The 25139-nt window shown below is 70.3% G+C and carries 29 protein-coding genes; 10 read left to right on the top strand and 19 right to left on the bottom strand.

The window, feature by feature from the left end:
• Positions 1-36 precede the first annotated feature (36 nt).
• Positions 37-606 carry a hypothetical protein gene (locus H284_RS0110235; protein WP_231371153.1) on the bottom strand — a complete coding sequence of 190 codons (570 nt, stop codon included), beginning with the start codon at positions 604-606 and terminating at the stop codon, positions 37-39.
• Positions 607-733: 127 nt separating this feature from the next.
• On the opposite strand from H284_RS0110235, the gene H284_RS0110230 reads away from it, so the two are divergent.
• On the top strand, positions 734-1342 hold the full coding sequence (locus tag H284_RS0110230; RefSeq protein WP_020076160.1) for an RNA polymerase sigma factor: 609 nt from the start codon (positions 734-736) through the stop codon (positions 1340-1342).
• Entirely contained in the window at positions 1339-1845 is a 507-nt protein-coding gene (locus H284_RS0110225) for a hypothetical protein (RefSeq protein WP_020076159.1), read from the top strand. Before H284_RS0110230 ends, H284_RS0110225 begins: the two co-directional genes overlap by 4 nt.
• 281 nt (positions 1846-2126) lie before the next feature.
• Here the strand turns inward: H284_RS0110225 and H284_RS0110215 are convergent, their stop codons facing one another.
• Positions 2127-3551 (bottom strand): PucR family transcriptional regulator, encoded by a 1425-nt coding sequence (locus H284_RS0110215; protein ID WP_020076157.1) that lies wholly within the window; start codon positions 3549-3551, stop codon positions 2127-2129.
• Between the two features lie 113 nt (positions 3552-3664).
• Here H284_RS0110215 and H284_RS0110210 point away from each other — a divergent pair, with 113 nt between their 5' ends.
• Together H284_RS0110210 and H284_RS0110205 are read left to right on the top strand one after the other, a co-directional pair.
• Complete coding sequence (locus H284_RS0110210) at positions 3665-4762, top strand: alcohol dehydrogenase catalytic domain-containing protein (RefSeq protein ID WP_020076156.1); 1098 nt, start codon at positions 3665-3667, stop codon at positions 4760-4762.
• A 32-nt stretch (positions 4763-4794) separates the two neighbouring features.
• A complete protein-coding gene (locus tag H284_RS0110205) occupies positions 4795-6228 on the top strand; it encodes an APC family permease (protein ID WP_020076155.1) in 1434 nt (477 codons plus the stop codon).
• Positions 6229-6250: 22 nt separating this feature from the next.
• On the opposite strand, the gene H284_RS0110200 is transcribed toward H284_RS0110205, so the two are convergent.
• From H284_RS0110200 to H284_RS0110170, 7 genes are all read right to left on the bottom strand, one after another.
• Positions 6251-7471: a sensor histidine kinase gene (locus H284_RS0110200; RefSeq protein ID WP_020076154.1), complete on the bottom strand. Its 1221-nt coding sequence runs from the start codon at positions 7469-7471 to the stop codon at positions 6251-6253.
• Positions 7468-8136, bottom strand: a complete 669-nt coding sequence (locus tag H284_RS0110195; RefSeq protein WP_231371152.1) for a response regulator transcription factor — start codon at positions 8134-8136, stop codon at positions 7468-7470. The genes H284_RS0110200 and H284_RS0110195 overlap by 4 nt, the downstream gene beginning before the upstream one ends.
• A gap of 50 nt (positions 8137-8186) precedes the next feature.
• Positions 8187-8939 carry an FAD:protein FMN transferase gene (locus H284_RS0110190; protein WP_029042897.1) on the bottom strand — a complete coding sequence of 251 codons (753 nt, stop codon included), beginning with the start codon at positions 8937-8939 and terminating at the stop codon, positions 8187-8189.
• The gene (locus H284_RS0110185; RefSeq protein WP_020076152.1) at positions 8936-9466 is read right to left on the bottom strand and encodes an FMN-binding protein; all 531 of its coding nucleotides are present in this window, start codon (positions 9464-9466) and stop codon (positions 8936-8938) included. Before H284_RS0110185 ends, H284_RS0110190 begins: the two co-directional genes overlap by 4 nt.
• Positions 9463-10848, bottom strand: a complete 1386-nt coding sequence (locus tag H284_RS0110180; protein WP_020076151.1) for a ferredoxin reductase family protein — start codon at positions 10846-10848, stop codon at positions 9463-9465. The genes H284_RS0110185 and H284_RS0110180 overlap by 4 nt, the downstream gene beginning before the upstream one ends.
• A 93-nt stretch (positions 10849-10941) precedes the next feature.
• On the bottom strand, positions 10942-11631 hold the full coding sequence (locus H284_RS0110175; RefSeq protein ID WP_020076150.1) for an aspartate/glutamate racemase family protein: 690 nt from the start codon (positions 11629-11631) through the stop codon (positions 10942-10944).
• 12 nt (positions 11632-11643) lie between these two features.
• Complete coding sequence (locus H284_RS0110170; protein ID WP_020076149.1) at positions 11644-13032, bottom strand: APC family permease; 1389 nt, start codon at positions 13030-13032, stop codon at positions 11644-11646.
• A 114-nt stretch (positions 13033-13146) separates the two neighbouring features.
• Here H284_RS0110170 and H284_RS0110165 point away from each other — a divergent pair, with 114 nt between their 5' ends.
• The 4 genes from H284_RS0110165 (at position 13147) to H284_RS0110150 (ending at position 16646) form a co-directional block, all read left to right on the top strand.
• Entirely contained in the window at positions 13147-13839 is a 693-nt protein-coding gene (locus H284_RS0110165; protein WP_020076148.1) for a hypothetical protein, read from the top strand.
• Positions 13836-14408, top strand: coding sequence for a GNAT family N-acetyltransferase (locus H284_RS0110160; protein ID WP_020076147.1), 573 nt, complete (start codon positions 13836-13838; stop codon positions 14406-14408). Before H284_RS0110165 ends, H284_RS0110160 begins: the two co-directional genes overlap by 4 nt.
• Before the next feature lie 105 nt (positions 14409-14513).
• A complete protein-coding gene (locus tag H284_RS0110155; RefSeq protein ID WP_018189078.1) occupies positions 14514-15275 on the top strand; it encodes an EAL domain-containing protein in 762 nt (253 codons plus the stop codon).
• 51 nt (positions 15276-15326) lie between these two features.
• Positions 15327-16646, top strand: a complete 1320-nt coding sequence (locus H284_RS0110150; protein WP_020076146.1) for a GGDEF domain-containing protein — start codon at positions 15327-15329, stop codon at positions 16644-16646.
• 75 nt (positions 16647-16721) lie between these two features.
• On the opposite strand, the gene H284_RS0110145 is transcribed toward H284_RS0110150, so the two are convergent.
• Genes H284_RS0110145 through H284_RS0110135 form a run of 3 tightly spaced genes read right to left on the bottom strand, consistent with a single transcriptional unit; the run spans position 16722 to position 18528 of the window.
• Entirely contained in the window at positions 16722-17300 is a 579-nt protein-coding gene (locus H284_RS0110145; RefSeq protein WP_020076145.1) for a DUF3618 domain-containing protein, read from the bottom strand.
• Positions 17297-17713 (bottom strand): phage holin family protein, encoded by a 417-nt coding sequence (locus tag H284_RS0110140; RefSeq protein ID WP_018189081.1) that lies wholly within the window; start codon positions 17711-17713, stop codon positions 17297-17299. The genes H284_RS0110145 and H284_RS0110140 overlap by 4 nt, the downstream gene beginning before the upstream one ends.
• Positions 17710-18528: a hypothetical protein gene (locus tag H284_RS0110135; RefSeq protein ID WP_020076144.1), complete on the bottom strand. Its 819-nt coding sequence runs from the start codon at positions 18526-18528 to the stop codon at positions 17710-17712. Before H284_RS0110135 ends, H284_RS0110140 begins: the two co-directional genes overlap by 4 nt.
• 159 nt (positions 18529-18687) lie before the next feature.
• On the opposite strand from H284_RS0110135, the gene H284_RS0110130 reads away from it, so the two are divergent.
• Positions 18688-19620: a hypothetical protein gene (locus H284_RS0110130; protein ID WP_020076143.1), complete on the top strand. Its 933-nt coding sequence runs from the start codon at positions 18688-18690 to the stop codon at positions 19618-19620.
• Between the two features lie 30 nt (positions 19621-19650).
• Here H284_RS0110130 and H284_RS0110125 read toward each other — a convergent pair whose 3' ends face one another.
• The 4 genes from H284_RS0110125 to H284_RS0110110 form a co-directional block, all read right to left on the bottom strand.
• Complete coding sequence (locus H284_RS0110125; RefSeq protein ID WP_020076142.1) at positions 19651-21585, bottom strand: PKD domain-containing protein; 1935 nt, start codon at positions 21583-21585, stop codon at positions 19651-19653.
• A 110-nt stretch (positions 21586-21695) separates the two neighbouring features.
• Positions 21696-22253, bottom strand: coding sequence for a dihydrofolate reductase family protein (locus H284_RS0110120; RefSeq protein ID WP_020076141.1), 558 nt, complete (start codon positions 22251-22253; stop codon positions 21696-21698).
• Positions 22254-22308: 55 nt separating this feature from the next.
• Positions 22309-22566 (bottom strand): hypothetical protein, encoded by a 258-nt coding sequence (locus H284_RS0110115; protein ID WP_018189086.1) that lies wholly within the window; start codon positions 22564-22566, stop codon positions 22309-22311.
• Between the two features lie 132 nt (positions 22567-22698).
• Entirely contained in the window at positions 22699-23097 is a 399-nt protein-coding gene (locus tag H284_RS0110110; protein WP_020076140.1) for a MerR family transcriptional regulator, read from the bottom strand.
• Positions 23098-23189: 92 nt separating this feature from the next.
• Between H284_RS0110110 and H284_RS0110105 the strand changes: the two genes are divergently transcribed.
• Complete coding sequence (locus H284_RS0110105) at positions 23190-23417, top strand: hypothetical protein (RefSeq protein WP_018189088.1); 228 nt, start codon at positions 23190-23192, stop codon at positions 23415-23417.
• 7 nt (positions 23418-23424) lie between these two features.
• Here H284_RS0110105 and H284_RS0110100 read toward each other — a convergent pair whose 3' ends face one another.
• The 3 genes from H284_RS0110100 to H284_RS0110090 form a co-directional block, all read right to left on the bottom strand.
• Positions 23425-23862 (bottom strand): MarR family winged helix-turn-helix transcriptional regulator, encoded by a 438-nt coding sequence (locus tag H284_RS0110100; RefSeq protein WP_020076139.1) that lies wholly within the window; start codon positions 23860-23862, stop codon positions 23425-23427.
• Positions 23863-23890: 28 nt separating this feature from the next.
• Positions 23891-24133, bottom strand: a complete 243-nt coding sequence (locus tag H284_RS0110095; protein ID WP_018189090.1) for a DUF6458 family protein — start codon at positions 24131-24133, stop codon at positions 23891-23893.
• A gap of 83 nt (positions 24134-24216) precedes the next feature.
• Positions 24217-25032, bottom strand: coding sequence for a shikimate 5-dehydrogenase (locus H284_RS0110090; RefSeq protein WP_020076138.1), 816 nt, complete (start codon positions 25030-25032; stop codon positions 24217-24219).
• Positions 25033-25139: the final 107 nt, after the last annotated feature.

The raw sequence follows: 25139 nt of genomic DNA, 5'->3' as shown, positions 1-25139 counted from the left end.
CCGATCTTCCCGGGGGTCCCGCTTTCGTGTGCCGGGCTACCGGAGGGTCACCGAGTTGGCCTGGTCGTTCATGCTGCCGAGCGACGACGCGTTGACGGCGTAGCCGTAGGACGCACCCGTGTACGCCGTGCCCTGCCACAGCTTGGTGCTGCATCCGGAGAAGCTCTTGAACGAGCTGACTCGGCCCGACCAGCCGACGTTGCCGAGCGGGCCGAAGTACCAGGTGGTGCTTCCGTTGCAGGCGCTCGAGTTGGTGATCTGGAAGAACGATCCGCCGTACCCGGCGTCGTCGAAGAGCTGGCTCTGCACGAAGGTGGCGCGCACGCCCTCGGGGAGGACGCGGGCGGCGGATGGGTCGGCGGTGGCGGCGACCGGCCAGCTCGGCGGAGTGACCACCAGCAGGTGGGTCTGCTCCAGCACGGCCCGGTTGAGATCCTCGCCGGCATCCACGCACACCAGCGTGCGCGTGCCCAGGTCGTAGGAGCAGGACTGCGCGGGCGGCTCGGCAGCGGCAGCGGGCGCTGCCGTCACGAACGTCGCCGCGATGGCCGCCGCCGCAGCCAGGACCGACGCCGCACGGCGCGTCAAAACAGACGATCTCTTCATCGACTTCCCCCCGAAGCGGATACTGCCCGGCCCCTGCCGAGCACGCCCATTCTGCCCCACCGACGTCGCGGCCGACCGATTTCGAGATTCGTTGAGAGGATTCGGCGGGGGGACACATTTCCTGGATATGAGCGAGTTGGCCGAGCCGCACCGTGCGGCGGATGCGGGGGAGGAGTCCGTTCCGACGGACCTCGACCTGCTGCGGCGACTCGCCGACGGCAGCAAGGCTGCGCTCGCCGCCCTCTACGACCGGTACAGCCGCGTCGTCTACGCCTACACCGCCGCGCGCCTCGAACCCCGCGAGGATGTGGAGGAGATCAGCCAGGACGTGTTCGTCACCCTCTGGCGCAAACGGGCGACCATCACCATCGCCGGCGAGTCGGTCCTTCCCTGGCTGCTCGTCACCAGCCGCAACCTGATCGCCAACCGCCGCCGCTCCCTCCAGGTGGTGGAGAAGCGCCGAAGCGACAGCCCCGTCGACGGATCACTCGCTGACGCCCGGCCGGGGCCGGAGGAGCTCGCCGAACGCGGCCAGCTGCTCGCCTACGTCGAATCCGTGGTCGCCGCGCTCACCGAGCCCGACCGCACCGTGTTCGAGCTGTGCATCCGAGGCGATCACAGCTATGAGGAGGCTGCCCGCCAGGTGGGCCTGAGCGAGGGCGCCATCCGCAACCGCCTCTCCCGGCTCCGCGGGCGCCTCCGGAACGAACTCCGCACCCTCAGGGGGATGCCATGACCGATCACGACCTCCTGCCCACCGACGAGCGCTTCGAACAGATCAAGGCGAACCTGTTCGAGACCATCGCCGTCGACGACCGCCGCCGGACCCGGAAGCACCGCATCATCGCCATCGGAGTGGCCGGCGCCATCGTCGCCGGGACCACCGCCGGCGCGATCGCCGTCGCCCTCGCCTCCCAGGGTCAGATCAACAACGTCACCGATTGCTACGCGGCTGCCGACCTGAATTCCCGTCACGGCACCTCGGTGATGGTGACCGCCGACCTGGACGAGAAGACGCCCAACCGGCTCGATGCGCGCATCCGCCTCGCCGAGGACATGTGCGCTGCCACCTGGCGCACCGGCGTGTTCTCACCGGAAGGGTCGTCCAGCACGGCGGAGTATCCGGTGCCCCACCTGGAGACCTGCCAGCTGCCCGACGGGCGACTGGCCGTGTTCCCCTCCGACCAGGCCCTCAGCGAGCTGTGCTCGCGACTGGGCCTCACGATCCCGCGCGAGTGATGAGAAGGGGTACTCCACCGCGCGCGGGAGAAGGGACGGTGCCCGCCGCATCAGACGCCTGGGGGAAGGCGGCGGCGGGCACCTCCCGGCCTCACATCCGAGAACGACGAACCGATGACAGACAGAGAAGCAAGACAGAGAAGAAGGAGACGCCATGAAGACCATCGATCCGGCCGCGCTGGAGCTGCCGCCCACGGAGCCCATCGACATGACGGCGCTCATCCAGCAGGCACTCGCGGGCGAGGGCTGAGCGGGGCCGTTCGGCCCGCGCCGGGCTCGGCTCATGCGTGCAGGGCGCGCAGGGCGAGCCACGCCGCCGTGCGGTCGTCCGCATCGGCCAGGGAGAGCCCCAGGAGGCTCTCGACGCGGTGGATGCGCGCGGTGAGCGTCTGGCGGTGGACGCCGAGCCGCTCAGCCGTGGCGCCCCAGGCGCCGTTCTCGGCGAGGAACACGCGGAGCGTCTCCGTCAGCTCGCCGTGCCGGCCCGCCGCATCCCGCAGCGGGTCGAGCAGGCGCGCGATGCGCTGGGCGTCATCGTCATCGAGCCGGTCGAGGACGAGCGAGATGGTCGGGATGGACCGGTAGCGCACAACCCGCCGGCCCTCCGCCCGTGCCGACTCCACGGCGTGCCGCGCCTCGGCCGCGCTCCCCGCCAGCGTGTCGGTCGGCGCCGGCGCGCCCACACCGAGGAACATCGCGGACGAGTACGCCTCCACGCGAGTCGCCACCGCATCCACGTGGTCGTCGCGGAGGAACCCGGTCACCAGGCCGTGACTCTCGGTATGGATGTGGGCGGCGCCCAGTTCGTCGAGCCAGTGCGATACGAGGCGCTCCACTTCGACGGATGCCGACCGCGCGGTCAGGGCGAACGCGGTGAGCGAGCTCTCGTGCACACCCCACATCCGCAGGAGGGAGACGGCGGGAGGGCCACCGGCCAGCAGCGCGTCGATCATGACCGCGCGTCCGAGACGCTCGGTGCGGGTCGGGTCGTCCGTCCGCAGCACAAGGTCGAGCAGAGCGGCCGCCTGCGACCCGAGTTCGCGAGCGCGGCTCGACGACTCGGTCCGCGGGCTGACGACGAGCCGGGCCGAGAGGTCTTCGCCGGAGCCGACCGTGTGCACCTGCAGCGAACGGTGGCGCACGCGCACGGGACGGGAGAGTGCGACCGCCATCGCATCCTGCACGTGCAAGCCGCCGGCGCCCGCGCTCGTGATGACCTGGCCGTGCCGATCGAGGAGCACGGCCCAGCCGTCGATGCGGTGCGCCAGCTCGGCGACGACGCCGGAGACACCGCCGCGGCGGGCAGCCAGAGTCAGCACCTTCATGGCACTGGTGACCGCGCGATCCTCGGCGGCCTGGTCGACGGCCAGGAGCGCGGTGAGGCTGGGGGCGAGCAGCGCGTCGGAGGCCGAGGTACCGACGATCGCGGTCGTGCCCGTCCGGTCGAGCGCCCTCAGGAGAGCCGTGTCGGCGCCGTGGCTGACGATGACGGCGTGCCGGAGTGCCTCCGTGCGTTCGTCCTCCGCGGTCAGGGCGGCCACAGCGGCTCGGGCGGGCGCCACGACGAGTGTCGCGAACGCGGGATGGCCGACCACCGAGAAGTCGTCGAGGCCGACCACCGCATCCACGCGCGTCCCGGCATCGAGGCGGCCTTCGACCAGCCGACCCTGAACGGAACGCGCGACGGAGGCGATGTCGCGGCTCATGGCCTCAGTGTACGGAATGTCGATTCAGCCCGAGGCATCCACACTTTCTGTGAATGACAACGCCCGCGAGCGCTTCCTAGCATCGAGCGAGACCCGCGCACGAAGGAGTACCCATGCAGGCCGTCATCTTCACGGAACCGTCCGAGCCCATCCAGTTCACCGAGGTGGACCTCGCGGCGCCCGGCCCGGGGGAGGTGCGCGTGCGTATCGCCGCGGCGGGCGTCTGCCACTCGGACCTGCACGTGAAGCGCGGAGAGTGGGATGCTCCGGCACCGCTCGTCATGGGACACGAGGGCTCCGGTGTGGTCACCGAGCTCGGCGAGGGCGTCACCTCGCTGGCCGTGGGCGACCACGTCGTCCTCAGCTGGGTGCCGCCGTGCGGCGACTGCCGGTACTGCCGCTCCGGACACGAGGCGCGCTGCCAGAAGGTCGCCACCATCGTCGCGCCGAAGGGCGTGCTCTTCGACGGCACCTCCCGACTGTCGCGCGACGGGGAGACCATCCATCACTACCTGGGTGTCTCGTCGTTCGCCGAAGAGGTCGTCGTGCCCGCATCCGGCGCCGTGAAGGTGCGCGACGACGCACCCCTCGACGTGATCGCGGTCGTCGGCTGCGCGGTCGCGACCGGCGTCGGCGCCGTGCTCAACACCGCTGCGGTCGAGCCGGGCTCCACCGTCGCCGTGATCGGCTGCGGCGGCGTCGGCCTCAACGTGGTGCAGGGCGCGCGGCTGGCCGGGGCGGAGCGGATCGTCGCGATCGACGTGCTCCCGGACAAGACCCAGATGGCCCTGCAGTTCGGAGCGACCGACCGGGTCGATGCCTCCCGAGCGGACGCGGTCGAGCAGCTCTTCGAACTCATCCCGGACGGCGTCGACTACGCGTTCGACGCGATCGGCCGCACCTCCACGACCGAGCAGGCGATCCGGATGCTCGGACTCGGCGGTGCCGCCGTCATCGTCGGCCTGCCGCCGACAGGCGCGAAGGCGTCGTTCGAACCGCTCGTGCTGGCGGAGGCCGACCAGCGCATCCTCGGTTCCAACTACGGCTCCGTGCGCCCGTCCATCGACATCCCCGCACTGGTCGACCGCTACATGGACGGACAGCTGCTGCTCGACCCGCTGATCTCGGGCCGGCGACCCCTCGCGGAGGCGGCGGAGGCCTTCGACGATCTCGAGGCCGGCTCCGTGCTCCGCACCCTCCTCATCCCCTAGCCCCCGAACCCGAAACGACTCACTGGAGAGCCATGTCAACCACCGAAACCCGGGCGAGCAGCCCGACCGACGCCGGACTCCGGCGCGGAGTCATGAGCGGACCCGAGCTGGCGGCTCAGGCGATCGCGAACATCGCGCCGAGCGCCGTCATCGCGTTCACGGCGATGTCGATCTTCGTCGGCGCCGGCAACGGGACGATCTACTCGTTCGTGCTCGCCACCATCGTCATCCTCTGCGTCGGCTACTGCGTGGTCGTCTTCGCCCGCAAGCACGCGTCGGCGGGCTCGCTCTACACGTACGTGGCGAAGGGCCTCGGCCCCACCGGCGCGTACCTCGCGGGCGTCACCCTCGTCATCGGCTGCTGGGGCATCGCCGCCGGCTCGCTCGGCGGCGCGGTGTCGTACTTCAACCAGTTCCTTGTGCTCCTCGGCGTGCCCGCGGGCGGCGTCGGCTGGTACATCGGCCTCGCCATCGTGCTGGGCGGCCTTGCGACGCTGTTCACCATTCGCGGCATCCGGCTCTCGGCCCGGGTCTCGCTGGTGCTCGAACTCGTCTCGGTGGCGATCATCACCATCCTGCTCATCGCCGCGCTCGTCTGGGCCGGACCCGCCGCGTGGGATCCGGCGCAGGTTTTCGCTGAGGGAGCCCCGTTCCAGGGCATCGCCGCCGGAATGGTGCTCGGCATCCTCGGGTTCGTCGGATTCTCGTCGGCCGATGCGCTCGGCCGCGAGGCCAAGAACCCGTACACCGCCATCCCCCGCGCCATCATGTGGAGCGCCGTCGTGGTCGGCGTCCTCTACGTCTTCGCCGCGTACACCCAGATCGCAGTGCTCCACGGCGACCTCGCAACGAGCGCCAGCCCGCTGGAGGACATCGCGAAGCTGATCGGGATGCCGACCTGGTTCGGCCCGATCCTCACGTTCGGCGTCGGCGCCTCGTTCTTCGCCGTCGTCGTCGCGCCGCTCAACGTCGTCGGTCGCGTCATCTACGTGATGGGCAAAGAGGGCGTCGTCCCGGAGCGGTTCGGCCGCACGCACGAACGCCACCTGACCCCGCACCGCGTGCTGCTGGTCGCCGGTCCCGCGGCCATCGTCCTCGACGTCATCCTGCTGGCTGTCGGCGCGAACCCGATGGACATCGTCGTCTGGGTCGACACGTACGGCACCTACGGCTACATGGTCGCGTACGCGCTCGTGGCGATCGCGTGCATCGCCTACACGCGCCGCGCGGGCATCCCGAACACGCTGGTCTGGGTGTGCGCCGTCGTCGCGGTCGCCGCGATGGCGTATGTGTTCTTCGCGAACGTCTGGCCGGTTCCGGCGTTCCCGCTCAACGTCATCCCGTACCTGTTCCTGCTGACTCTGGTCGCCGCGGTGGCCTGGTTCGTCCACCTGCGGAGGCGCCGGCCGCAGGTCATCCAGAACATCGGCAACACCGAGACGGACGCCCTGGAGGGTGTCGGCTAGGGGCCCCGAAAGGCCGCAGGAATCACAGACGACGCGGGAGGCGCACGGTCACGACTGCGCCTCCCGTGTCCCCATTCGCGGCCTGGACGGTTCCGCGATGGCGGTTCACCACCTCGGCGACGAGGGCCAGGCCGAGGCCGTAGTGGCGGCCGCGGTCGTCGCCCGGCTGCGCATCCCGCGCGGTCGCGAAACGCTCGAACGCGCGGTCCTCGACGCCGGCCGAGAACCCGGGGCCGTCGTCCTCCACGGTGAGGATGACGCGGTCGCGGGAGGTGGAAACGCGCACCCGGACATCGGCGGCGGCGTGATCCAGGGCGTTGTCCACCAGGGCGACGATCATCCGCCGGAGGGACACGGGTGCGCCGGTCACGACGGCGCCCGGCTCGCTCTGCACGACGATCGTGAGGCCGCGCTCGTCGGCCCGGCCCTTCGCCGAACGGACGACCGTCGCGGCCAGCTCGCCGAGGTCGACTCCCTCGCTCTCCGCCGTCTGCCGCGGATCGGCGGCGGTCAGGAGGTCCTGCACGATCTCGGTGAGGGCCCGGCTGTCGTCGACGATCTCGTCCAGGCCTGACCGCAGTTCTTCGTCCGGCGCGCCCGTCGACTGCGCTGAGACATGGCGCCGCAGCAGCTGGGCGCGCGTGCTGAGCAGGGTGAGCGGGGTGCGGAGCTCGTGCCCGGCGTCCGCGACGAAACGTCGCTGCAGGGCGAGCGCGTCCGCGAGGGGCCGGATGGATCGCCGGGCCAGGATGAGGCCGATGCCCCCCGCGGCGATGGTCGCGATCACCCCGGAGACGACCAGCGCGATCACCAGCCGGCTCAGCTCCTCCTGCTGCTCGCCGAGTCCGTAGGCGACCTGGACCACCTTGCCGTTCCGCACGTCCGTCACGGTGAGGTAGCGCTGCCCGTCGGTCTCCACCGACCCGGAGACCGGGTTGCCGGTGCGCACCACGTGCTCGATCGCGTCCTCGTCCGGGAGCCCGTCCGGCATGTCGGGGGAACTCTGCCGGCCCTGCGGTGTCACCACCGTGACCAGCAGATCGCGGGGTGCGTCGTGTACCGAGTCGACCATGGAGGCATCGGAGAGTGCCCGTTTCGCGGCCTCGGCCTGCCCGGCAGCCACGACGCTGTAGACGACGATGCCGAGCGCGACGAAGAGGCCGACGATGATCAGCGCGAACTGGGCCGCGAGGCGCCGGGAGGCGGAGCGGAGCTCGGTGTCGCGCAGCGTGCGGTCGCTCACGGGAGCGACCCCATCCGGTAGCCGACGCCGCGCACGGTCTCGACGAGGGAGCGTCCGAATTTGCGGCGCAGATGGTGCACGTAGGTGTCGACCACGCCCGGGTCGTCGGCGGCCGCGAACACCTCGTCGAGCAGCAGCGTGCGGGGGAAGACCTGGCCTGGCCGTCGGGCGAGCAGCTCCAGGAGGTCGGACTCGCGCTCCGAGAGCACCGTCCGCGAGCCGTCGTCGAGGGTGACCGTGCGGCTGCCGGTGTCGAGCCGGCCGCCGGGGAAGCGGACCATCGGCACCACGGCCGCGGCTCGGCGGGTCAGCGCGCGGACACGGGCGACGAGCTCGTCGATGTCGAACGGCTTCGCCAGGTAGTCCTCGGCGCCCGCGTTCAGGCCGTCGACGCGGTCGGGGGCCGTTCCGAGGGCGGAGAGCACGAGGATGGGCGTGGTCACGCCGTCGTCGCGGAGGCGGCGCAGCACATCCAGCCCCTCGACGGCGGGGAGCCCGCGGTCGAGCACGATCACGTCGAATCCCGCGGTGAGGCCGAGATGCAGGGCCCGCTGACCGTCGCGCGCGACCTCGACTTCGAAGCCCTCGGACCCGAGGAGCGCGTCGAGCATGCTCGCGAGGCGGCTGTCGTCCTCGGCGACCAGCACACGCGGCTTTCCGCTCACATCCGCAGTATAGGAGCCGGATGCGCCGTCCACCGGCGGGGCACCGGCCGTCACGAGGTGGCCGCCGGGCGCGCGAACGCGAGGTCGCCGGCGGCGAGGATACGGCCGGACGCATCCACCGCGAGGACACCGCGGGCGCCGGAGCGCAGCGCGTGATCGACGCCGTCGGGTCCGATCGCGAAGACGGTGGTGGCGAGGACATCGGCGGTCGTCAGGTCGTCGGCGACGACGGTGGCGCTGAGCAGCCCGGCCGCGGGGGATCCATCGCGGCCGTCCACGATGTGCGATCCGCGCTCGTAGGCGCCCGAGGTCGCGACAGCCGCGTCGGTGACCTGGAGGACGGCAAGCATCGCCGTCGGCTCGTACGGTGAGCGGACGCCGACGCTCCACGGGCGTCCGTCGCCCGGGCTGCCCGACACGACCACGTCACCGCCGGCGTTGAGGCAGAAGTCGCGGAGGCCGGCCGCGTGCAGCTCTCGTGCCGCGCGTGCTGCCGCCCACCCCTTCACAACCCCGTCGAGGTCCCATGAGCCGTCGGGCCGGCGGATGCGGAAGGCGCCTCCCGAGTCGCGCGCGGCAGTCTCGCCGATCGCGACGACCTCGCGGAAATCGTCGCTGAACGGGGCAGGGGATTCGCGGGAGGCGTTCGCGCGGCTCACCTCGCTGTCCGGCCGGTACGTGCTGAAGCGGCGGTCCGCCTCCCGCAATACCAGGAACGCGCGCTCGGCCGCGGGTCGCGCATCCACGTCGTCCCGCACATCGATGGACATCGGGATGCCCATGACCGTCTCGAGGAACCTCATCGCTGGTCGATCGCCGACTGCACCGATTGGATGTAGCCCTCGGACGTGTAGGTCGCACCCGACACGGTGTCGATGTTCGCCGACTGCGATGCGAGGACTTCCTGCTGCAGGATCGGCAGGGCCTGGTTGTTGATCTCGATGTCGCGCCCGTCGCGGTCGGGCGACTGGAGGGTCTTCACGGCCGTGATCGTGGTGCCGGAGAACGTGACCTCGACCTGGACGGTGCCGTAGCGGGTTTGGACGGCCGACCCCGTGACGGTGGTCGTGGCCGCTGACGAGGAACCGGACGACGAGGACGCCGACGGGGCCGGAGTGGACGGAGCGGACGAGCCGCCGCTCGTCGCATCGGACGATTCCGACTCCGACCCGGAACTCGTGGTCCCGGTGCCGGATGCGGTCGAATGGACGGAGGTGGATGCTGCGGTGACCTGATCTCCGACGCCGTACAGCTTCAGGCCGACGGTCGCGCCCATGACGACGAGGATGACAGTGAAGAGGACGGTCCCCCGCCAGGATCTGCTGTTCATGACATGCTCAGTTCTTCTCGGTGGATGAAACGCTTGGGCATCCGGAGGGCACGAAGCGAGGACTCGACGCGCTCGCCCATCCCTTCCGGCCCGCAGATGAAGGCCTCCCAGTCGTGGAGGTCGGGGATCAGGCGGCGGAGCGGCTCGGCATCCAGCGGGTCGTAGCCGAGCTCGGAACGTCGTCCGACGAGGGGGATGACGGTGACGCCGGGGAGGGCCTGCAGTTCGCCGAGGAGGGCGAGGTGCCGCGGCGTCCGGGCCCGGTAGAGGACGACAGGGCGGGCGCCCCGCCGCAGCAGCTCTTCGGCCAGGGCGCGGATGGGGCCGATGCCGGCGCCGCCCGCGACCAGCAGGATGCGCGCCCGGCTCGCCCGGTCGGCGGTGAAGCGGCCGAACGGTCCTTCCGCGAAGACCAGCGAGCCGGGCTTCAGAGCGGGGAGGCGCGCCGAGTGGTCGCCGATGGCCCCGACGGTGATGCGCAGGTAGCCGTTGGCCGGGACGGCCGACACCGAGTACGGATGCGCCGTGCCCAGGTGGCCCCAGGCGAGGAAGCGGAACAGGAGGAAGTTGCCTGCGCGGACGCCCAGCTGGTCGACCCGCGGCCCGGTCAGCCAGACGCTGTTCACGCCTTCGCTCTCGGGAACGACCGCGGCGACGCGCATCCGTCCCTTCCAGGCATCGAGCGCAGGCAGGAGGAACCGCCACGTCAACACGGCGGCTGCGGTGCCCAGGTAGAGCGCGATCCAGAGGACCCGGTTGACGGGGTCGGAGACGAAGTGGGCGCCGCCGCTCAGCTGGTGGAAGAAGGTGAGGAAGATCGAGACGTACGTCGTGACATGCAGCCAGTACCAGACCTCGTAGGACAGCTTCGCGCGGATTAGCCGGGCACTGCTGAGGCCGACGACCAGGAAGGCGATCGTCCCGACGAGAGCCGTCAGCATGTCCGGGTAGTTCTGCAGGATGCTGACGAACTCCGTCCACGGCGGATTCTTGTCCACCAGCTCGCCGCCGAAGACCAGGAAGAGCACGTGCGCGACGATCAGGAACAGCACGGATGCGCCGAGCGAGCGGTGCCAGGAGACCAGCCGGTCGAGACCGACGGCTCTCTCGAACCAGGGCACGCGGGCGATCAGCAACACCTGCGCGCAGACCAGGAACCCGCCGACCATGCCGGCCAGCTCGCCGATCGAGGTGAGGGCGTCGGCGGGGGTTGCGGCGAAGCCGGCGGGCACGCTCAGCCACCACATCCCGAGAACAGCGACGACCCCGAGCGCGAGGACGGCGCGAACGGTTCTGGCGCCCCGGCGCGGGTCGCCGACAGCTCTGCGGCTGCGGCGCGGCGCCGGCGGTGCCGACACGGGAACGCTCAACGTCTGATCCATGTATTCCACGATGCAGACGCATTCTTTGTGGATTCTTACGTGGGCTGGGAGCGCCCTATGCGCACTGTATGAGTTGTGGAAGCCCGCTGAGCGTCAGCCGAGCGCGAAGTCGACGGCCGCAGCGGCATGCAATGCCGTGGTCGGGAACGTCGGCACGGCCGAGTCCTCCGGACGCACCAGCAGCTCGATCTCGGTACAGCCCAGGATGACGCCCTCCGCGCCGCTCGCGATCAGGCCGGCGATCGCCTCCCGGTAGACGGCTCGGGAAGCGTCGGTGACCACACCGAGGACGAGCTCGTCGTAGATGATCCCGTCCAGGATGGCCTGCGTCTCCTCGGGCGGCACGATTACCTCGAGGCCGTGCGACTCCAAGCGCTCGCGGTAGAACGGCTCGCGCATGGTGAACCGCGTGCCCAGGAGCGCGACCCGGTGGACGCCGGCATCGACGACGGCTGCAGCCGTGACGTCGGCCAGATGAAGCAGCGGGATGCCGACTGCCGCCTGCACCCGGTCGGCGACCTTGTGCATGGTGTTCGTGCAGATCACGACGCAGGAAGCGCCCGCGCGTTCGAGCCGGATCGCCTCCTCGGTCAGGATGTCACCGGCGCGCTCCCAGTCGCCCGACGACTGCAGCCTCTCGATGTCGGCGAAGTCGACGGAGATCATCACCAGGTCGGCCGAGTGCAGTCCGCCGAGCCGTTCGCGCACACCCTCGTTGATCGCCTGGTAGTAGAGAGCGGAGCTCTCCCAGCTCATGCCTCCGAGCAGCCCGATCCGCTTCATGGCGCACCCCTTTTATATGGCCTTGTTGAACCCGGTCACCGGCTGGCCCTCGTCGAACGCGGCGACCGGGCGGCGGAAACCGCGCGTCAGGAAGAGGAGGTAGGCGAAGCCGATCACCGCCCACGCGATGCCGCCGATCAGCGCGTCGGCGTGGAGGTTCACCCACAGGATTCCCGTGAGCACCGTCCCGATCGCCGGGAGCACGATGAACCGCACGATGTCCTTCGCCGTGCGACGGCGTCCCTTGCGGATCGCGAACCAGGCGATCACCGAGATGTTGACGAAGGTGAACGCGATCAGGGCGCCGAAGTTGATGAAAGCGGAGATCAGCTCGAGCGAGAACGCCATCGCCAGCAGCGAGATCACGCCGACCAGCACGATGTTGAAGATGGGCGTCTGCGTCTTCGGGCTGATGTACCCGAAGAAGCTGCGGGGGAGGACGTTGTTCCGTCCCATGACCAGCAGCATCCGGCTGACGGACGCGTGCGATGCGAGTCCGGACGCCAGGGTGGCGCAGAAGCCGGCGGAGACGAAGATGGCCTGGAACACCGGTCCGCCGACGATCCGGCCGATCTGCGGCAGCGGGTCGTCCGTGAACTCGCCGAACGGCGCATTGGTCGGGAAGCGGAGCTGGGTGAAGTAGGCGGCGACCAGGAAGATCGCGCCGCCGATGATGACGGTGAAGAGGATGGCGCGCGGCATGATCTTCGGCGTCTTGGCCTCCTCCGCGTACATCGTCACCGCGTCGAAGCCGATGAACGAGAAGCAGACGACCGTCGCTCCGGTGAGGACCGCGCCGAGCGTGACGCCGTCGTGCACGAACGGCTTGACCGAGGCGACCGTGCCGTCACCGGCGCCGCCGGCGAGCTGGACGACGACCATCACGACGAACACGGTCATCACGGCGATCGCGAACACGAGCAGGATCATGTTGACGTTCGAGGTGCCGCGCATCGTCACCGCAATGAGAGTGGTGACACCCGCGCAGTAGACGACGACCCAGATCCATCCGGGGACGGCGGGGAACAGCTGCTCCAGATACAGCCGGATGATGAGGCAGTTCACCATCGGCAGCAGCACGTAGTCGACGAGCGAGGTCCAGCCGACCATGAATCCCAGGTTCGGGTGGATGGACTCGCGCACGTACGTGTAGGCGGAGCCGGCGCTCGGGATGGCGCCCGCCATCTTGCCGTAGCTGATCGCCGTGAACATCATCACGACGAGCGCGACGAGGTAGGCGGCCGGGACGACGCCGTTCGTCTGCCCGGAGACGATGCCGAACGTGTCGAAGACGACCGTCGGCGTCATGTAGCCGAGACCGAGACCGACGATGGCCCACAGTCCGAGGCTGCGCCGCAGCGACGCGCCCTTCGCGGTCGTCGTCGGCAGGGTGGTCGTCACGGGTGTCTCCTTCGGTACCGGTTCTGACTGCCTCTCGACGCTAGCCGATTCCGCCGCCCGGCTCGGAACTCGCGCCGGGGGATGCGATGCTGGCAGGGACGAAGGGAACGAGCAGTGGACGACAATGCGTTCTTCGAGCGGGCGATCCTCGCATCGGCCGCCGGCCCTGGCGACGACGACGCCATCCGGCAGCTGGGCGAGCTTTTCAGCGCGGGCGAGCTGGCGGCCTGGAAGGCCTCCCGCACGGCGGCGACGCGCGTCACCGTCCCCGTGGGCCACGACGACGAGGGCGACCGCTACTGGGCCGACTGGGGCGATTTCGGCATCCGGGGGACATCGCCGACGTCGTACGAGGAGGCCATCGCGGACCTCGCCGGCCACGTCCGTTCCTGGGCCGAGGCGCCGGATGACGGTGAGCACGCGCTCGGTCGCACGGATGCGGTGCGGGCGCTCGCCGCGGAGGTGGCGGCGCTCGACGACGACGCGCTGCGCACCTACCTGCTCGTCCGGGCCTCCTTCGACCGAGGCCACCTGACGTTCGGCATCGCCGACTTCGTGGAGGAGGACGGCACCACGACGCAGCGTGCCGTCCCGCTCGACGAGGGGCGGCCGCCGGCCGAGATCGACCTTCCGGTGGACGGACAGATGAAGACGTATCAGAGCAGCGTCCGCGGCGACCGGGCCGCGTTCTCGCCCGTCGGATCGGGCCCGAGCATCGTGGACACGCTGCGCCAGGAGGATCCCACCGGCGACTTCGACGCCGAATTCCCCCGGCCGGACCTGCGGCCGAGGGAGCCCGAACTGTGAAGCCGGAGGTGGCGCTCGCCGAGCTCACCGCTGTCCGAACGCTCGACGGCCCGCGCATCCGGCTGGTGCCCCTCGGACCGGAGCACCTCGACGACGTCTGGTCCGGGCTCGACGACGCCGAGAACCTCCGCCTGACGGGGACGCGCGCCGAGTTCACCGAGGAGGTCATCGCCGCGCACCTTGCACGGATCGGCGCCGCCCCGGACCGCGCGGACTGGGCGATCCTCGACAGGACCACCGATCGCTTCCTGGGCGAGATCGTGCTCAACGAGCTCGACGAGGACAACGCATCCATGAACACGCGCATCGCGTTGGCACCCGGGCAACCCGGCCGCGGGTACGGCACGGAGGCGATGACCGTCGTGCTCGATCACGCCTTCGCGGAGATCGGACTGCACCGCGTCCAACTCGACGTGTACGCGTTCAACCCGCGGGCGCTGCGGTCGTACGAGAAGGCCGGATTCGTGGTGGAGGGCCGCCAGCGCGACACCCTGTTCTGGGACGGCGAGTGGACCGACTCCATCCTCATGAGCGTGCTCCACACCGACCCGCGACCGACGTTCCGCTGAGCGCGTCCGGCGTCCGGTCCGGGGCCAGCCCGTTGACAGCGGCTGCGCACGCGGGCACTATCGCGTCCAGGCCAGCGGAGCCGGCGGCCGGCGAGGGAGGTGTGCGTGGTGACGTGCGAGGTGGAGGCGCGAGAGCTGTCCCACGCCATCGCCGCGCACGAACTCGAGGTGCACGTCCAGCCGCAGATCGACCTGGCGACGGGTGAGATCGTCGCCGTCGAAGGTCTCAGCCGCTGGACGCATCCCACCCGCGGTCCGATCCCTCCCGCGGAGTTCGTGGCGCTCGCCGAGGCCAGCGGAACCATCCACGAGCTGGGCCTGTTCGCGTTGCGCGAGTGCTGCCGCATCGGCCGCGACTGGCGCGAGCGCGGCTACCAGCTCGCCATCGCCGTCAACGTCTCGCCCCTGCAGCTCGAGACCGACCGCTTCTTCGACGAGCTGGAACGTCAGCTCGCCGAGTCGGGGCTTCCTCCCGCCGACCTCATCGTCGAGGTGACGGAAGCCGAGCGCATCGAGGACTACGCGGTCGTCGCCGGGCGCCTCGACATCGTGCAGCAGTGGGGGGTCACCGTGTCGATCGACGATTTCGGCGCGGGACACTCGTCGATCGAACGGGCGGTCGGCGTCCACGCGCGTGAGCTCAAGCTGGATCGCAGCCTCGTCGCGCGGGGAGACTGGGACGCCGTCGGCGACGCGGTGGCGATGGCCCAGGACAGCGGGATGCGGGTCGTCGCCGAGGGCATCGAGACCCGCGAACAGCTGGAGCAGATCCGGACCTCCGGATGCGACCGCGCCCAGGGCTACTACATCGCACGTCCGTGTCCTCCCGATGACCTCGGTGACCGTCTGGGTACATTCGTGCGCTAAATTCATTGTGTACTCGCCGCGAAGCGGCCCAGCCATCCGAAGGAGAGTGCGGTGCGGCCCATTGCTGCGGACGACCTGCCCTGCGCTCTCGTCGAGGTGGACGGAGACGGCCGCATCCAGGACGCCAACGAGCTCTTCGTCACCTGGACCGGCCTCTCGATGAACGAGCTGCACGGCCGGTCGTTCAGCTCGCTGCGCATCCGGATCCCCGGGGTCGACGGCCGCGATGACGGCCTCGTCCGGTTGGCGCACGTGGACGGGTCGTCGAGGGCGATCATCGTCGGCCGGCGCTCCGCGGAGACCGGTGAGCTGCTGACGCTGGTGGATGCGACCGAGCGCGCCGAGCACGAGCAGGAGATGGTGCGCTCGCACACCCTCCAGGAACGTACGCGCAACCGACTCGAGCTCATCATCGACTCATCGATCGCCTTCTCGGCCGCGACGGACGAGCAGTCGCTGGTCGACATCCTCGCGTCGACCGTCGCCAAGGCGTACCAGGCGGAGCAGTCCGCGGTGTTCCTGATCGACGAGCTCGGGATGTTCACGCAGGCCTCCGGCAGCAACCCGCTGCGCTCCCTGGAGCAGACCGGATCGCTGGTGACGCAGGCCTCGCAGCTCCGCCGGGTGGTCGCGCTCAGCGGCGCGGCGGCCGCGGACGAGATCGCCCCGGTGCTCGGGCAGGCCATGCGCGACGCGGGCGTGCACGCCGTCCTGGTGGCGCCCATCCAGCACGACGACGTGCTCTTCGGGCTGTTCGCCGCCTTCTTCCTCCACCCGCGGCAGTTCGACTCCGAGGCCGCACCGCTGGCCGACGCGCTGGCCGGACAGGCGGCGCAGGCGATCACCACCCTGCGGCTGCAGCGGCAACTCGAGCACGCCGCCATGCACGACGAGACGACCGGGCTGCCGAACCGCCGACGCCTGGAGACGCAGCTGATCGAATACCAGCAGTCGGCCTCCTCACTCGTCGCCACGCTGTTCATCGACCTGGACGGGTTCAAGCGCGTGAACGACGCCCTCGGCCACCACACGGGCGACCTGCTGCTCCGGGAGGTCGGGCTGCGGCTGCAGGCGGCCGTCCGTCAGGAGGACCTGGTGGCCCGCTACGGCGGCGACGAGTTCGTGGTCGTCTGCGAGGTGCCGGAGGTGGCGGCCGCCGAAGACGTGGCCGACCGCATCCGCCGTTCCATCGAGCAGCCGTTCCAGGACATCCCGGAGGGCTTCCCGATCAGCGCCAGCATCGGCATGTCGCTCGCGCGCACCCAGGACCCCGGGTGGAACCCGGACCGGCTGATCCGCGAGGCCGACCACGCGATGTACTCGGCGAAGAACGCCGGGGGCAACCGCGTCGTGGGCGCCACTGTCGCCTGACCTTCTTCGCTCGCTGAAAAAGAGAAGCGCGGCGGAGGCCCGGGGGAGGCCTGCCGCCGCGCTTCGTCGTGGGTGCTACTGGTCGGACTGCAAGCGCTGTCCGGACTGCTTGGCGTCATCGGCGACGTCGGACGCGCGATCAGTGGCCTCCTCCTTGACGGTGGACACCCCCTCCTGCGCGGTCTCCTTGACCGACTGAACGGCCTGCTGCGCCGGCTCCTTGAGGTCGTCGGCGACCTGCTTGCCGACCTCCGCGGCCTCATGGAGCAGAGGCTGCGCGGCATCCTTGGCGGCGGATGCCAGCTCCTGCTCCTTGGTGCTCGGCGGGATGAGGGAGGCGATCAGGGCGCCGACGCCGAAGGCGATGAGGCCGACGGCGAGCGGGTTGCCCTGCGCCTTGTCGACGACGGTCCGGCCCGCGTCGGCCACCGAACTGCCGGCGTCGGAGACGGCGCCGCCCACGCCGCTCCGGACGTCGTCGGCGGATCCCATGATCCGCTCGCTCATGGAATGGAAGGCGCCCTTCACCTTGCGCGTCTGGCGCTGGGCGATCTTGCTTGGCGTGACCTTGTCGGCCAGGGCATCGACATCACCGCTCAGGTTGCGGCGCGTCGCCTCGATGTCGGCGCGGATCGCGTCGGGGTCGTCGCTCATCGGTTCTCCTCATTTCGCTTCAGTGTCTCGGGGAATTCTTTGACCGTCTCCACGGTCTGGGGGGCACCCTTGACGGTCTCGAGCTGCTTGCGACCGCGCAGGTACAGGATCAGTGCGACGACGCCCCAGATGACCGCGACGATCACCGCGGACCAGGCGTTGCCCACCAGGTAGCCGAGCGCCCACCACAGGGCGATCGACAGGAAGAAGACGGCCATGAGGCCTGCGTAACCCGCGCCGCCCAGCAGCCCTGCGCCCTTGCCGGCACGCGTGACGGTCTGCTTGATCTCGGCCTTCGCGAGTTCCATCTCCTGGCGGATCAGTGTGGAGAGGTCACGACTGACCTCTCCGAGCAACTCGCCGAGCGAACTGTTCGCGGCTTGCTGCTCCGAGGGGGTGGGTTGATCGGTCATGCCCGGCCTCCGGTGTACCCGGCGCCCGGCAGCTCGGGAAGGTCGTTGCCGGAGTCGTCGTAGAGATCGCCGGTGGCACTTCCGTAGCCGCCGGCGGTGGATCCGGTGCCCGCGCCGCCGACGCCGGTGGTGCAGACGGCGGTGATATCAGGGCTCGGCGCCAGGCCGGTCGTCCCGGTGGTGCCCGTGGTGCCGGTCGTCGTGCCGGTGCTGCTGCCGGAGTCGTCCCCCCCGCTGGCGAGGGCTCGGGTCAGCCGGCCGGCGAGGGCGCCGGCGATGGCCGCCGCGGCGATGAAGGTACCCGGGTTGCGCCGCGCGTACGACTTCACCTCGTTCAGCAGGGAGCCGGGGTCGCGCTCGTTCAGCCAGCCGGCGATCGCGTGGGTGCGCTGCGCCGCCTGCCGTACCAGGTCGGTCGCCAGGCCATCCGACTCGGAGGAGGACGCCATCTGGTCGAGTTCGTCGCCCACGGAGCGGAGCCCGCTGGCGACCCGTTCCTGCTGCTGCGCCGCCTGCGTCCGGAGCTCCTCCTGCGTCTGGCGGTAGAGATCCTTCGCCTGCGACTTCGCCTCGCCCGCGACGTTCTTGGCCTGCTCCTTCGCGGTGGCCGCGACGTCCTTGCCGGCCTCTGCTGCCGAGCCGGCGACGCGCCCCGCTTCTTCGCGGACGCCGCTCTGCTCACCGGTCGAGGCACCGCCGCTGAGCGAGCCGCCGGTCGGCTGCACCGTTTCGGGAAGGCCCGCCTCCGGCTCGAGCGCGTCGCGTCTGCTGTCGAAGATCGGTGTGTCCGCGGACTGGTCGTCTGACATGGTCATGACTGCCGTTTCCTTTCGGTGGATGTGTCCGGTTGGGATGTTGAGGACCACTCAAGACACCGGATTGAGGCGGGTACAGCGATTGACCGTCCCCCCGGCGGGGGGTATTCGTGCGCGGAGGACTGCCCCTCGTCGCGGGTGGCGACTACGGTGACCGGAATGGACGTACAGGACTGGCTGCTCGACTCCGACCCGGCGATCCGTTGGCAGGTGCTTCACGATCTGGTGGGAGCCCCGCCGGAAGAGGTCGCCGCCGAACGTGCCCGCGTGGCAACGGACGGCTGGGGGGCGACGTTCCTCGCCGAGCAGGCGGAGGACGGGCTCTGGGATGGCGGCACGTACCGTCCCGGGTGGATTCCGCCCGAGCGCGACGGTTTCGACGCGTGGAGCGGCACCCACTTCAGCCTCCAGCAGCTCGTGGACTTCGGACTCGACCCGGCGAGCGAGGAGGCGCGTCGGGCCGTAGCCCGCGTCCGCGAAAATGTTCGCTGGGAGCACGCCGGCGAGCCCTACTTCGAGGGCGAGACCGAGCCGTGCATCAACGGCGTCGCCCTGACGATCGCCGCCTACTTCGGCGAGGGCGGCGACCGGATCGCCGAGACGCTCGTCGGCTCCCGGCTGGACGACGGCGGCTGGAACTGCTGGGCCGAGTACGGCGCCCGGGTGTCGTCCTTCCACTCCACGATCTGCGCCGTCGAGGGACTGCGCGCGTGGATGCGCGCCGGCGGCGACGACGCGCGCGCGACCGAGGTCGTCGAGGCCGGCGAGGAGTACCTCCTCGAGCGCGGCCTCTACCGGAGGCGCACGGACGGCTCCACCCCGGATCCGAGGATCACGATGCTGTCGTATCCCGTGCGCTGGTACCACGACATCCTGCGCGGGCTGGAGCACTTCCGGCAGCAGGACCGTCGCGACCCCCGCCTGGCGGATGCCGTCGAACTGGTCCGCGGCAAGGCCGACGCCGACGGCAGGTGGGTGCTCGAGAACATCCACGAGGGCCCGGTGATCGTCGAGTTCGACATGGAGGGGTTCCAGAGCAAGTGGGTGACGCTTCGGGCGCTCCGTGTCCTGCGGTGGTGGGACGCCGCCTAACGCCGGACTACCGGCGCCAGCCGGCCCTGCTCACGGCTTCACGGCGGTCAGGTCGTCGACGGTCAGGGTGACCGGCGCGTTCACGACCCCGCCCGAGAGGTACCCGGTCACCGCCAGCCCGCCCGCACCCTGCAGTGCGGCCGTGCTGTCCGTCGCCGACCGCTGCCACGCCGAGGGCTCGGGGGTGCCGTCGGCCCACGCCTTCGTTTCGACGAGCGTCGGCGATGTCCCGGTGGTCCGCATCCGCACGTTCAGGCGCATGCCCGCGGTGTAGGTGACGTTCGGAACGGTGGCCGACGTCTGCACGACGACCTCGTTCCCGCCGTTCTGGTCGACGCGGACGATCTGGATGGTCACCTTGCCCGCCGACGAGATGATCACCTTGGACCCGTAGGAGCCGGTCGTCGCGATCCGCCGTCCCTGGACCGTCACGTACACGTTGCCCGAGGAGGGCAGCTTGTCGATCGTCAGTCCGAGTCGCAGGTCGATGCCGGTCGCGCTGACTCCGGGAAGCCGGGCGGTGCCGCCCGAGCCCGCGGGGAGCTGGATGCGTCCCGTCCCGCCCGCGACCGAATACAGGCTGGAGCTGCCCGAGACCGACCAGTTCCCGCCGGTCGGAGCGGTTCCCCAGCCGTTGGTCACGGCGCGTTCGAACGGATCGGCGGCGAGCGTGTCGGCGGGTGGGGGTGGCGCGGTCACGGTCAGCGTGCGGGTGGTCGACGCTGTCGCCCCGCCGTCGTCCAGCACGGTCAGCCGCGCAGTGTAGGTGCCGGCGACGGCGTAGGTGTGCGTGATCGTGCCGCCGGTGCCGGACGAGCCGTCGCCGAAGTCCCAGGCGAACGAGGTGATCGCGCCGTCCGGATCGGTCGAGCCCGTTCCATCCAGCGAGCAGGTCAGGTCGGCGCAAGAGGAGGCGAACACGGCGCTCGGAGGCTGGTTGCCGGCGGCGGGCGGCCCGATCGAGAAGCCGTCCGTGAACGACGGCCCCGCGGCCCGGACGAACGACGCCGTCAGTTGGCTCGCCGTCGCGCTGACATCGAGCGAGCCGTAGAGCGGTGTGGCGGCGCTGCCGTACGAAGCCGCGAAGTAGTTGGCTTCGCCGTCGGCCGGGTGGACCTCGTAGTTGCCGTTGCCGCCGGTACCGACCGTCGCGAAGACGGTTCCCGCGCCCTTCACGAGTGTCCCGTCCGAATCCGCCACGCAAGCCGCGGTGTAGGTGCCCGGCGAGATCGTCGGACAGGCCGCTCCCGTCGCCAGCTGCTTCGTGCGCTGGTAGAGGTGCTCGTGTCCGGTGAGCACCAGATCCACGCGCTTCGACACCAGCAGGTTGAGGATGTCGGCTCCGGCCTCGCAGGGGTAGTCGCCCAGCGAGAGGCAGGGTTTGTGCATTCCGACGACGACCCACGGCGTTCCGGCCGCGCGTGCTCCGTCGATGGCGGCCTGCGTCCACGCGTAGTGGGAGGTGCCCGATGCATACGTCCAGGTGCCGTCCGAGAACGGGAGGCCCGGGGAGATCATGATGAAGCGCACAAGGGGAGCGCCCTGCGGGACATCGACGTAGTACTCGCGACCGTAGGTCCCGACCGCTCCGGGGAGCTGGTTCGGGAGGCAGGCGGAGAAGTCGTTGATGTTGCCGTTCTGCCCGCTGCTCTCGTGATTGCCCGAGACGAGTTCGAACGGGAAGCCGGCGCCGGTCCGGGTGGTGACGAGGTCGCACCAGGCCTGCTCCTGGCCCGTGGCGCCGTACGAGAGGTCGCCGAGGGCGAGGTGCAGGTCGGGGCTGAGGTTCTTGATGCCCGTGAGGACGGCCTGCGCCGCGGTGCCCGGGCCGTAGTCGCCGGATGCCGTGAAGTGGACGGTGCCCGCTCCGGCCGCCACGCCCTGAACACTCTGGGGCACGCTGACGCTGAGGATGACGCCAGCGGCGGCCAGCCCCGCCACGGTGAGGAATCGATGCTTCGCCATCGTCGACGCTCCCCGGCCCGTTCCGTCGCGGGCCTGTCGCGGCACACGCTAGCGCGCCGCGGGGCTCGCGGGGAGTAGAAGACGAGGTTTGCTCAGGAATTGTCGCCGAGTCAGGACTTCTCGACCGCGTAGTGCAGCCCGAGCGTGCCCCCGGCGAAGGCGCGTTCCTCCAACAGTCGCAGTCGCAGGAACTGCCCCGGGGGGAGGGCCGGGGTGCCGCCGCCGACAGCGACCGGGACGAGGAAGAGCCGGACCTCGTCCACCAGCCCGGCCGCGAAGGCCGCGGCGGCGAGCGTCGGACCGCCGATGGAGACGTCGTGGTCGGCGTCCGCGACCAGGCGGCGCACATCCTCCGGATCGAATCGCGACAGCAGGCGGGTCTTCGGCGTCGTCACCTCGCTCAGGGTCGACGAGAACACCACCTTCTCGGCGTGCTGCCAGACGGCCGCGTAGTCGGCGATCACCGGCTCCTCGCTGTCGCCCAGGTCCTGCCAGACCCGCATGGTCTCGTACATCCTGCGGCCGTACAGGTAGGTGCCGATGTCACGTTCCCGGTCGTTGACGAACGCATGGACCTCCTCGTCGGGCTGTGCCCAGTCGAACGATCCGGAGCTGTCGACGGTGTAGCCGTCGATCGAGGCGATGGCCGAGAAGAGGAGACGTCCCATGCAGGGACTCTAGGGGCGGCCGATCGCCGGGGCCAGAGCCCGGCTCACCCGACCGTCACCCGATCTGCGGAAGAAGGGTCTTCAGTGCGCGGAGCTCGTCGTCGAAGATCCACGGCACCGCGACATCCAGCACCAGGCCGATCCCGATCATCAGGAGGGTCGCTCCCGCTGCGATCAGCACGAGAGTGACCAGCAGCTGCAGGTAGGGGTTCCCGGTGACGGCGGCGAGCAGCCCCCGCGCTCGCCGCCGCACCGGCACCGATGCCGTACCGAGGGTCGGTGCGGTTCGCAGTCCGTGTCCCAGTGTCGTCATCGGTCTCCCCCTTCATGTCGACGCTCGAGACGGGAGCTCGAGCGGACATGTCCGAGTCAACCGGGTGCGAGCCGGACGGGCATCGACCCCAGGTAGGGAGGAGGTCATCCCTGGGGATGATCCCGGCGTCGGTCAGGAGGGGTCGATGGTGCACCCGCAGCCGTCGGCCGGCTCGGGGATGCGGTGCTCGGCTCCGGCCAGACGGCGGGCGAGGAGGTCCCTGCGGCGCTCCAGAGCGGCGATCGCCGCATCCAGCTCGGCCAGTCCGTCGCGGTAGGCGTCGCGTGAGGCGGGGCATTCGTCGCTGTGCGCGTGGCCCGAGCCGAGGCAATCGATGAAGGGACGCGCCTTGCCCGGCGGGATGCCCGTGTCGGCCAGTTCGCGGATCTCGAGCACAGCGCGCAGATGCTCGTCGCCGTACTCGCGGTAGCCGTTGCCGAGCCGGTCCGGCGAGACGAGCCCGAGCCGCTCGTAGTACCGCACGGCCTTGACCGTCACACCCGCCCGCTCGGCCAGTTCGCTGATGCGCATGTCGTCCTCCGCTGTCAGCGTAGACCTTGCCCCGCGGGTCAGGGTCCAGATGGCGTACACTATTCGTTAGTGCACTAATGAATCGAGGGATCATGGCCGGACGCTTCGCCAGCTGGTATTCGCGGTGGAACGAGAAGCTCATCCGCATCGCCGGTCCGGCGCAGCTCGGCGCGGGCCACCCGGAGGCGCCCGACCGGCGTTCCGCCGCGGCTCCCTGCCCGATGTGCGGCCGGCCGATGACCGAGCACGAGGTGCTGCGGCCCGGCGGCCAGCGCGACGCGACGCGGCTGGTGTGCCCCGCGCCTGTTCAGGCGGCCTGAACCCGCGTCATCCGGTGCGGACGGCCGCGCCGATGATCGTCTGCAGGCTCTCGCGCAGATTCTCGAGCTCTGAGACCGGAAGGCCGAGCCGCTCCACGATGCGCGGCGGGATCTTCTCCGCCTCCGCTCGGAGCGCCCGCCCGGACTCCGTCAGGCGCACCTCGAGCGCGCGCTCGTCGGCGGCGCTGCGCCGCCGTTCGACGTAACCGGTCGCCTCGAGCCGTTTCAGCAGAGGGGAGAGGGTGGCCGGCTCCAGGGCCAGGGTGTCGCTGAGGTCCTTGACCGACCGCGGCTCGCGCTCCCACAGTGCCAGCATCACGAGGTACTGCGGATGCGTCAGCGACAGCGGTTCGAGCACCGGGCGGTAGAGCGCGATGACACTCCGCGCGGCCACGGCGAGGCCGAAGCACACCTGGTTCTCGAGTGCGAGGAGGTCGTCGGACATCCGGCCATTGTATGGCTGGGTCCTGGCCTCAATACTCATCGGTGCGCCGCTCGACCCGCTGGCCGGTGACGGGGTCGATGCCGTCCTGCCGGATCGACGTGCGCGGTCTGCGCCGCAACGCGAACGCCAGCGAGATGATGAAGACGACCAGGCCGGCGCCCATGAGGATGTACCCGGTGATCTTCAGGTCGATCCAGCTCACCTGCACCTGCAGGGCGAAGGCCAGGATGAGGCCGACGACGAAGATGAAGATGCCGCTTCCGATGCCCATGCGCACGCTCCTTCACGTCCGGGGCTCAAGCTACTCCCCGACGCGCCGGAGCGCATCACACCGGTCCGTCGATGCGACCGGAGCTACTCGGCGCGCGAGAACTCGGACGCCCGGGCCACCTGCTCCGGCGTGAGCCGCACTCCGGTGTATCGCTCGAACTGACGCGCGGCCTGCAGGGCGATGACCTCCGCCCCGGTGATCACCGCCGTCTCCGTCGCCCGCGCGGCGCGGATCAGCGGCGTCTCGGAGGGGAAGGCGACGACGTCGAAGACGGTCGTCGCGCGCTCGATGAACGCCTCGTCGAACGCCATCACGTCCTCCGCGTCGCCGCGCATCCCGAGCGGCGTCACGTTGACGATGACGTCGAAGCCGGGCTCCGGGTCCTCCGCCACCCACTCGTAGCCGTACCGCTCGGCGAGAGCGGGGCCGGCCTCGGCATTGCGCGCGAGAACGGTCAGCTCGTCGAATCCCGCGCCGCGGAACGCCGCGACGACGGCCTTCGCCATGCCGCCCGACCCGCGCACCAGAACGCGCTGCGCGGTGTCGACCTCGTGCTCGGCGAGCAGCTGGGCGACGGCCTCGTAGTCGGTGTTGGAGGCGGTCAGCAGGCCGTCCTCGTTCACGACGGTGTTCACCGACTCGATCGCCACGGCCGACGCCTCGAGGTTGTCGACGAGCGGGATGATCGCCTCCTTGAACGGCATGGAGACCGAGCATCCGCGGATCCCGAGCGCGCGGATGCCGCGCACGGCGCCCTCCAGGTCGTCCGTCGTGAACGCCTTGTAGACGAAGTTCAGGCCGAGCTCGTCGTACAGGAAGTTGTGGAAGCGCGTCCCGATGTTGCTGGGGCGACCGGCGAGCGAGATGCAGACCTGCATGTCCTTGTTCAGGATGGGCATGACTCCATCATCGCAGTAGGTGTCAGCATTCTCAGGTCCGTCACCCGATCTGGGGCGAACTCTTGCGTTCACAGCTTGACTCCAACAGCCCGATCGTTCACGCTTGT

Origin of the sequence: Cryocola sp. 340MFSha3.1 (genome assembly GCF_000383315.1) — a bacterium.
GTDB lineage: Bacteria > Actinomycetota > Actinomycetes > Actinomycetales > Microbacteriaceae > Leifsonia.
The sequence above is the reverse complement of the archived record's forward strand: the minus strand, read 5'-3'. Positions and strand labels throughout refer to the sequence as shown.

Coding starts and splice junctions, on each gene's coding strand:
- H284_RS0110095 (WP_018189090.1), bottom strand. CDS start 24,133: ATGGGCATCGGAAGCGGCATCTTCATCTTCGTCGTCGGCCTCATCCTG.
- H284_RS0110105 (WP_018189088.1), top strand. CDS start 23,190: ATGGCCGGACGCTTCGCCAGCTGGTATTCGCGGTGGAACGAGAAGCTC.
- H284_RS0110125 (WP_020076142.1), bottom strand. CDS start 21,585: ATGGCGAAGCATCGATTCCTCACCGTGGCGGGGCTGGCCGCCGCTGGC.
- H284_RS0110210 (WP_020076156.1), top strand. CDS start 3,665: ATGCAGGCCGTCATCTTCACGGAACCGTCCGAGCCCATCCAGTTCACC.
- H284_RS0110180 (WP_020076151.1), bottom strand. CDS start 10,848: ATGGATCAGACGTTGAGCGTTCCCGTGTCGGCACCGCCGGCGCCGCGC.
- H284_RS0110090 (WP_020076138.1), bottom strand. CDS start 25,032: ATGCCCATCCTGAACAAGGACATGCAGGTCTGCATCTCGCTCGCCGGT.
- H284_RS0110225 (WP_020076159.1), top strand. CDS start 1,339: ATGACCGATCACGACCTCCTGCCCACCGACGAGCGCTTCGAACAGATC.
- H284_RS0110235 (WP_231371153.1), bottom strand. CDS start 606: ATGAAGAGATCGTCTGTTTTGACGCGCCGTGCGGCGTCGGTCCTGGCT.
- H284_RS0110175 (WP_020076150.1), bottom strand. CDS start 11,631: ATGAAGCGGATCGGGCTGCTCGGAGGCATGAGCTGGGAGAGCTCCGCT.
- H284_RS0110130 (WP_020076143.1), top strand. CDS start 18,688: ATGGACGTACAGGACTGGCTGCTCGACTCCGACCCGGCGATCCGTTGG.
- H284_RS0110120 (WP_020076141.1), bottom strand. CDS start 22,253: ATGGGACGTCTCCTCTTCTCGGCCATCGCCTCGATCGACGGCTACACC.
- H284_RS0110205 (WP_020076155.1), top strand. CDS start 4,795: ATGTCAACCACCGAAACCCGGGCGAGCAGCCCGACCGACGCCGGACTC.
- H284_RS0110100 (WP_020076139.1), bottom strand. CDS start 23,862: ATGTCCGACGACCTCCTCGCACTCGAGAACCAGGTGTGCTTCGGCCTC.
- H284_RS0110145 (WP_020076145.1), bottom strand. CDS start 17,300: ATGAGCGACGACCCCGACGCGATCCGCGCCGACATCGAGGCGACGCGC.
- H284_RS0110110 (WP_020076140.1), bottom strand. CDS start 23,097: ATGCGCATCAGCGAACTGGCCGAGCGGGCGGGTGTGACGGTCAAGGCC.
- H284_RS0110140 (WP_018189081.1), bottom strand. CDS start 17,713: ATGACCGATCAACCCACCCCCTCGGAGCAGCAAGCCGCGAACAGTTCG.
- H284_RS0110215 (WP_020076157.1), bottom strand. CDS start 3,551: ATGAGCCGCGACATCGCCTCCGTCGCGCGTTCCGTTCAGGGTCGGCTG.
- H284_RS0110185 (WP_020076152.1), bottom strand. CDS start 9,466: ATGAACAGCAGATCCTGGCGGGGGACCGTCCTCTTCACTGTCATCCTC.
- H284_RS0110190 (WP_029042897.1), bottom strand. CDS start 8,939: ATGAGGTTCCTCGAGACGGTCATGGGCATCCCGATGTCCATCGATGTG.
- H284_RS0110115 (WP_018189086.1), bottom strand. CDS start 22,566: ATGACGACACTGGGACACGGACTGCGAACCGCACCGACCCTCGGTACG.
- H284_RS0110230 (WP_020076160.1), top strand. CDS start 734: ATGAGCGAGTTGGCCGAGCCGCACCGTGCGGCGGATGCGGGGGAGGAG.
- H284_RS0110135 (WP_020076144.1), bottom strand. CDS start 18,528: ATGACCATGTCAGACGACCAGTCCGCGGACACACCGATCTTCGACAGC.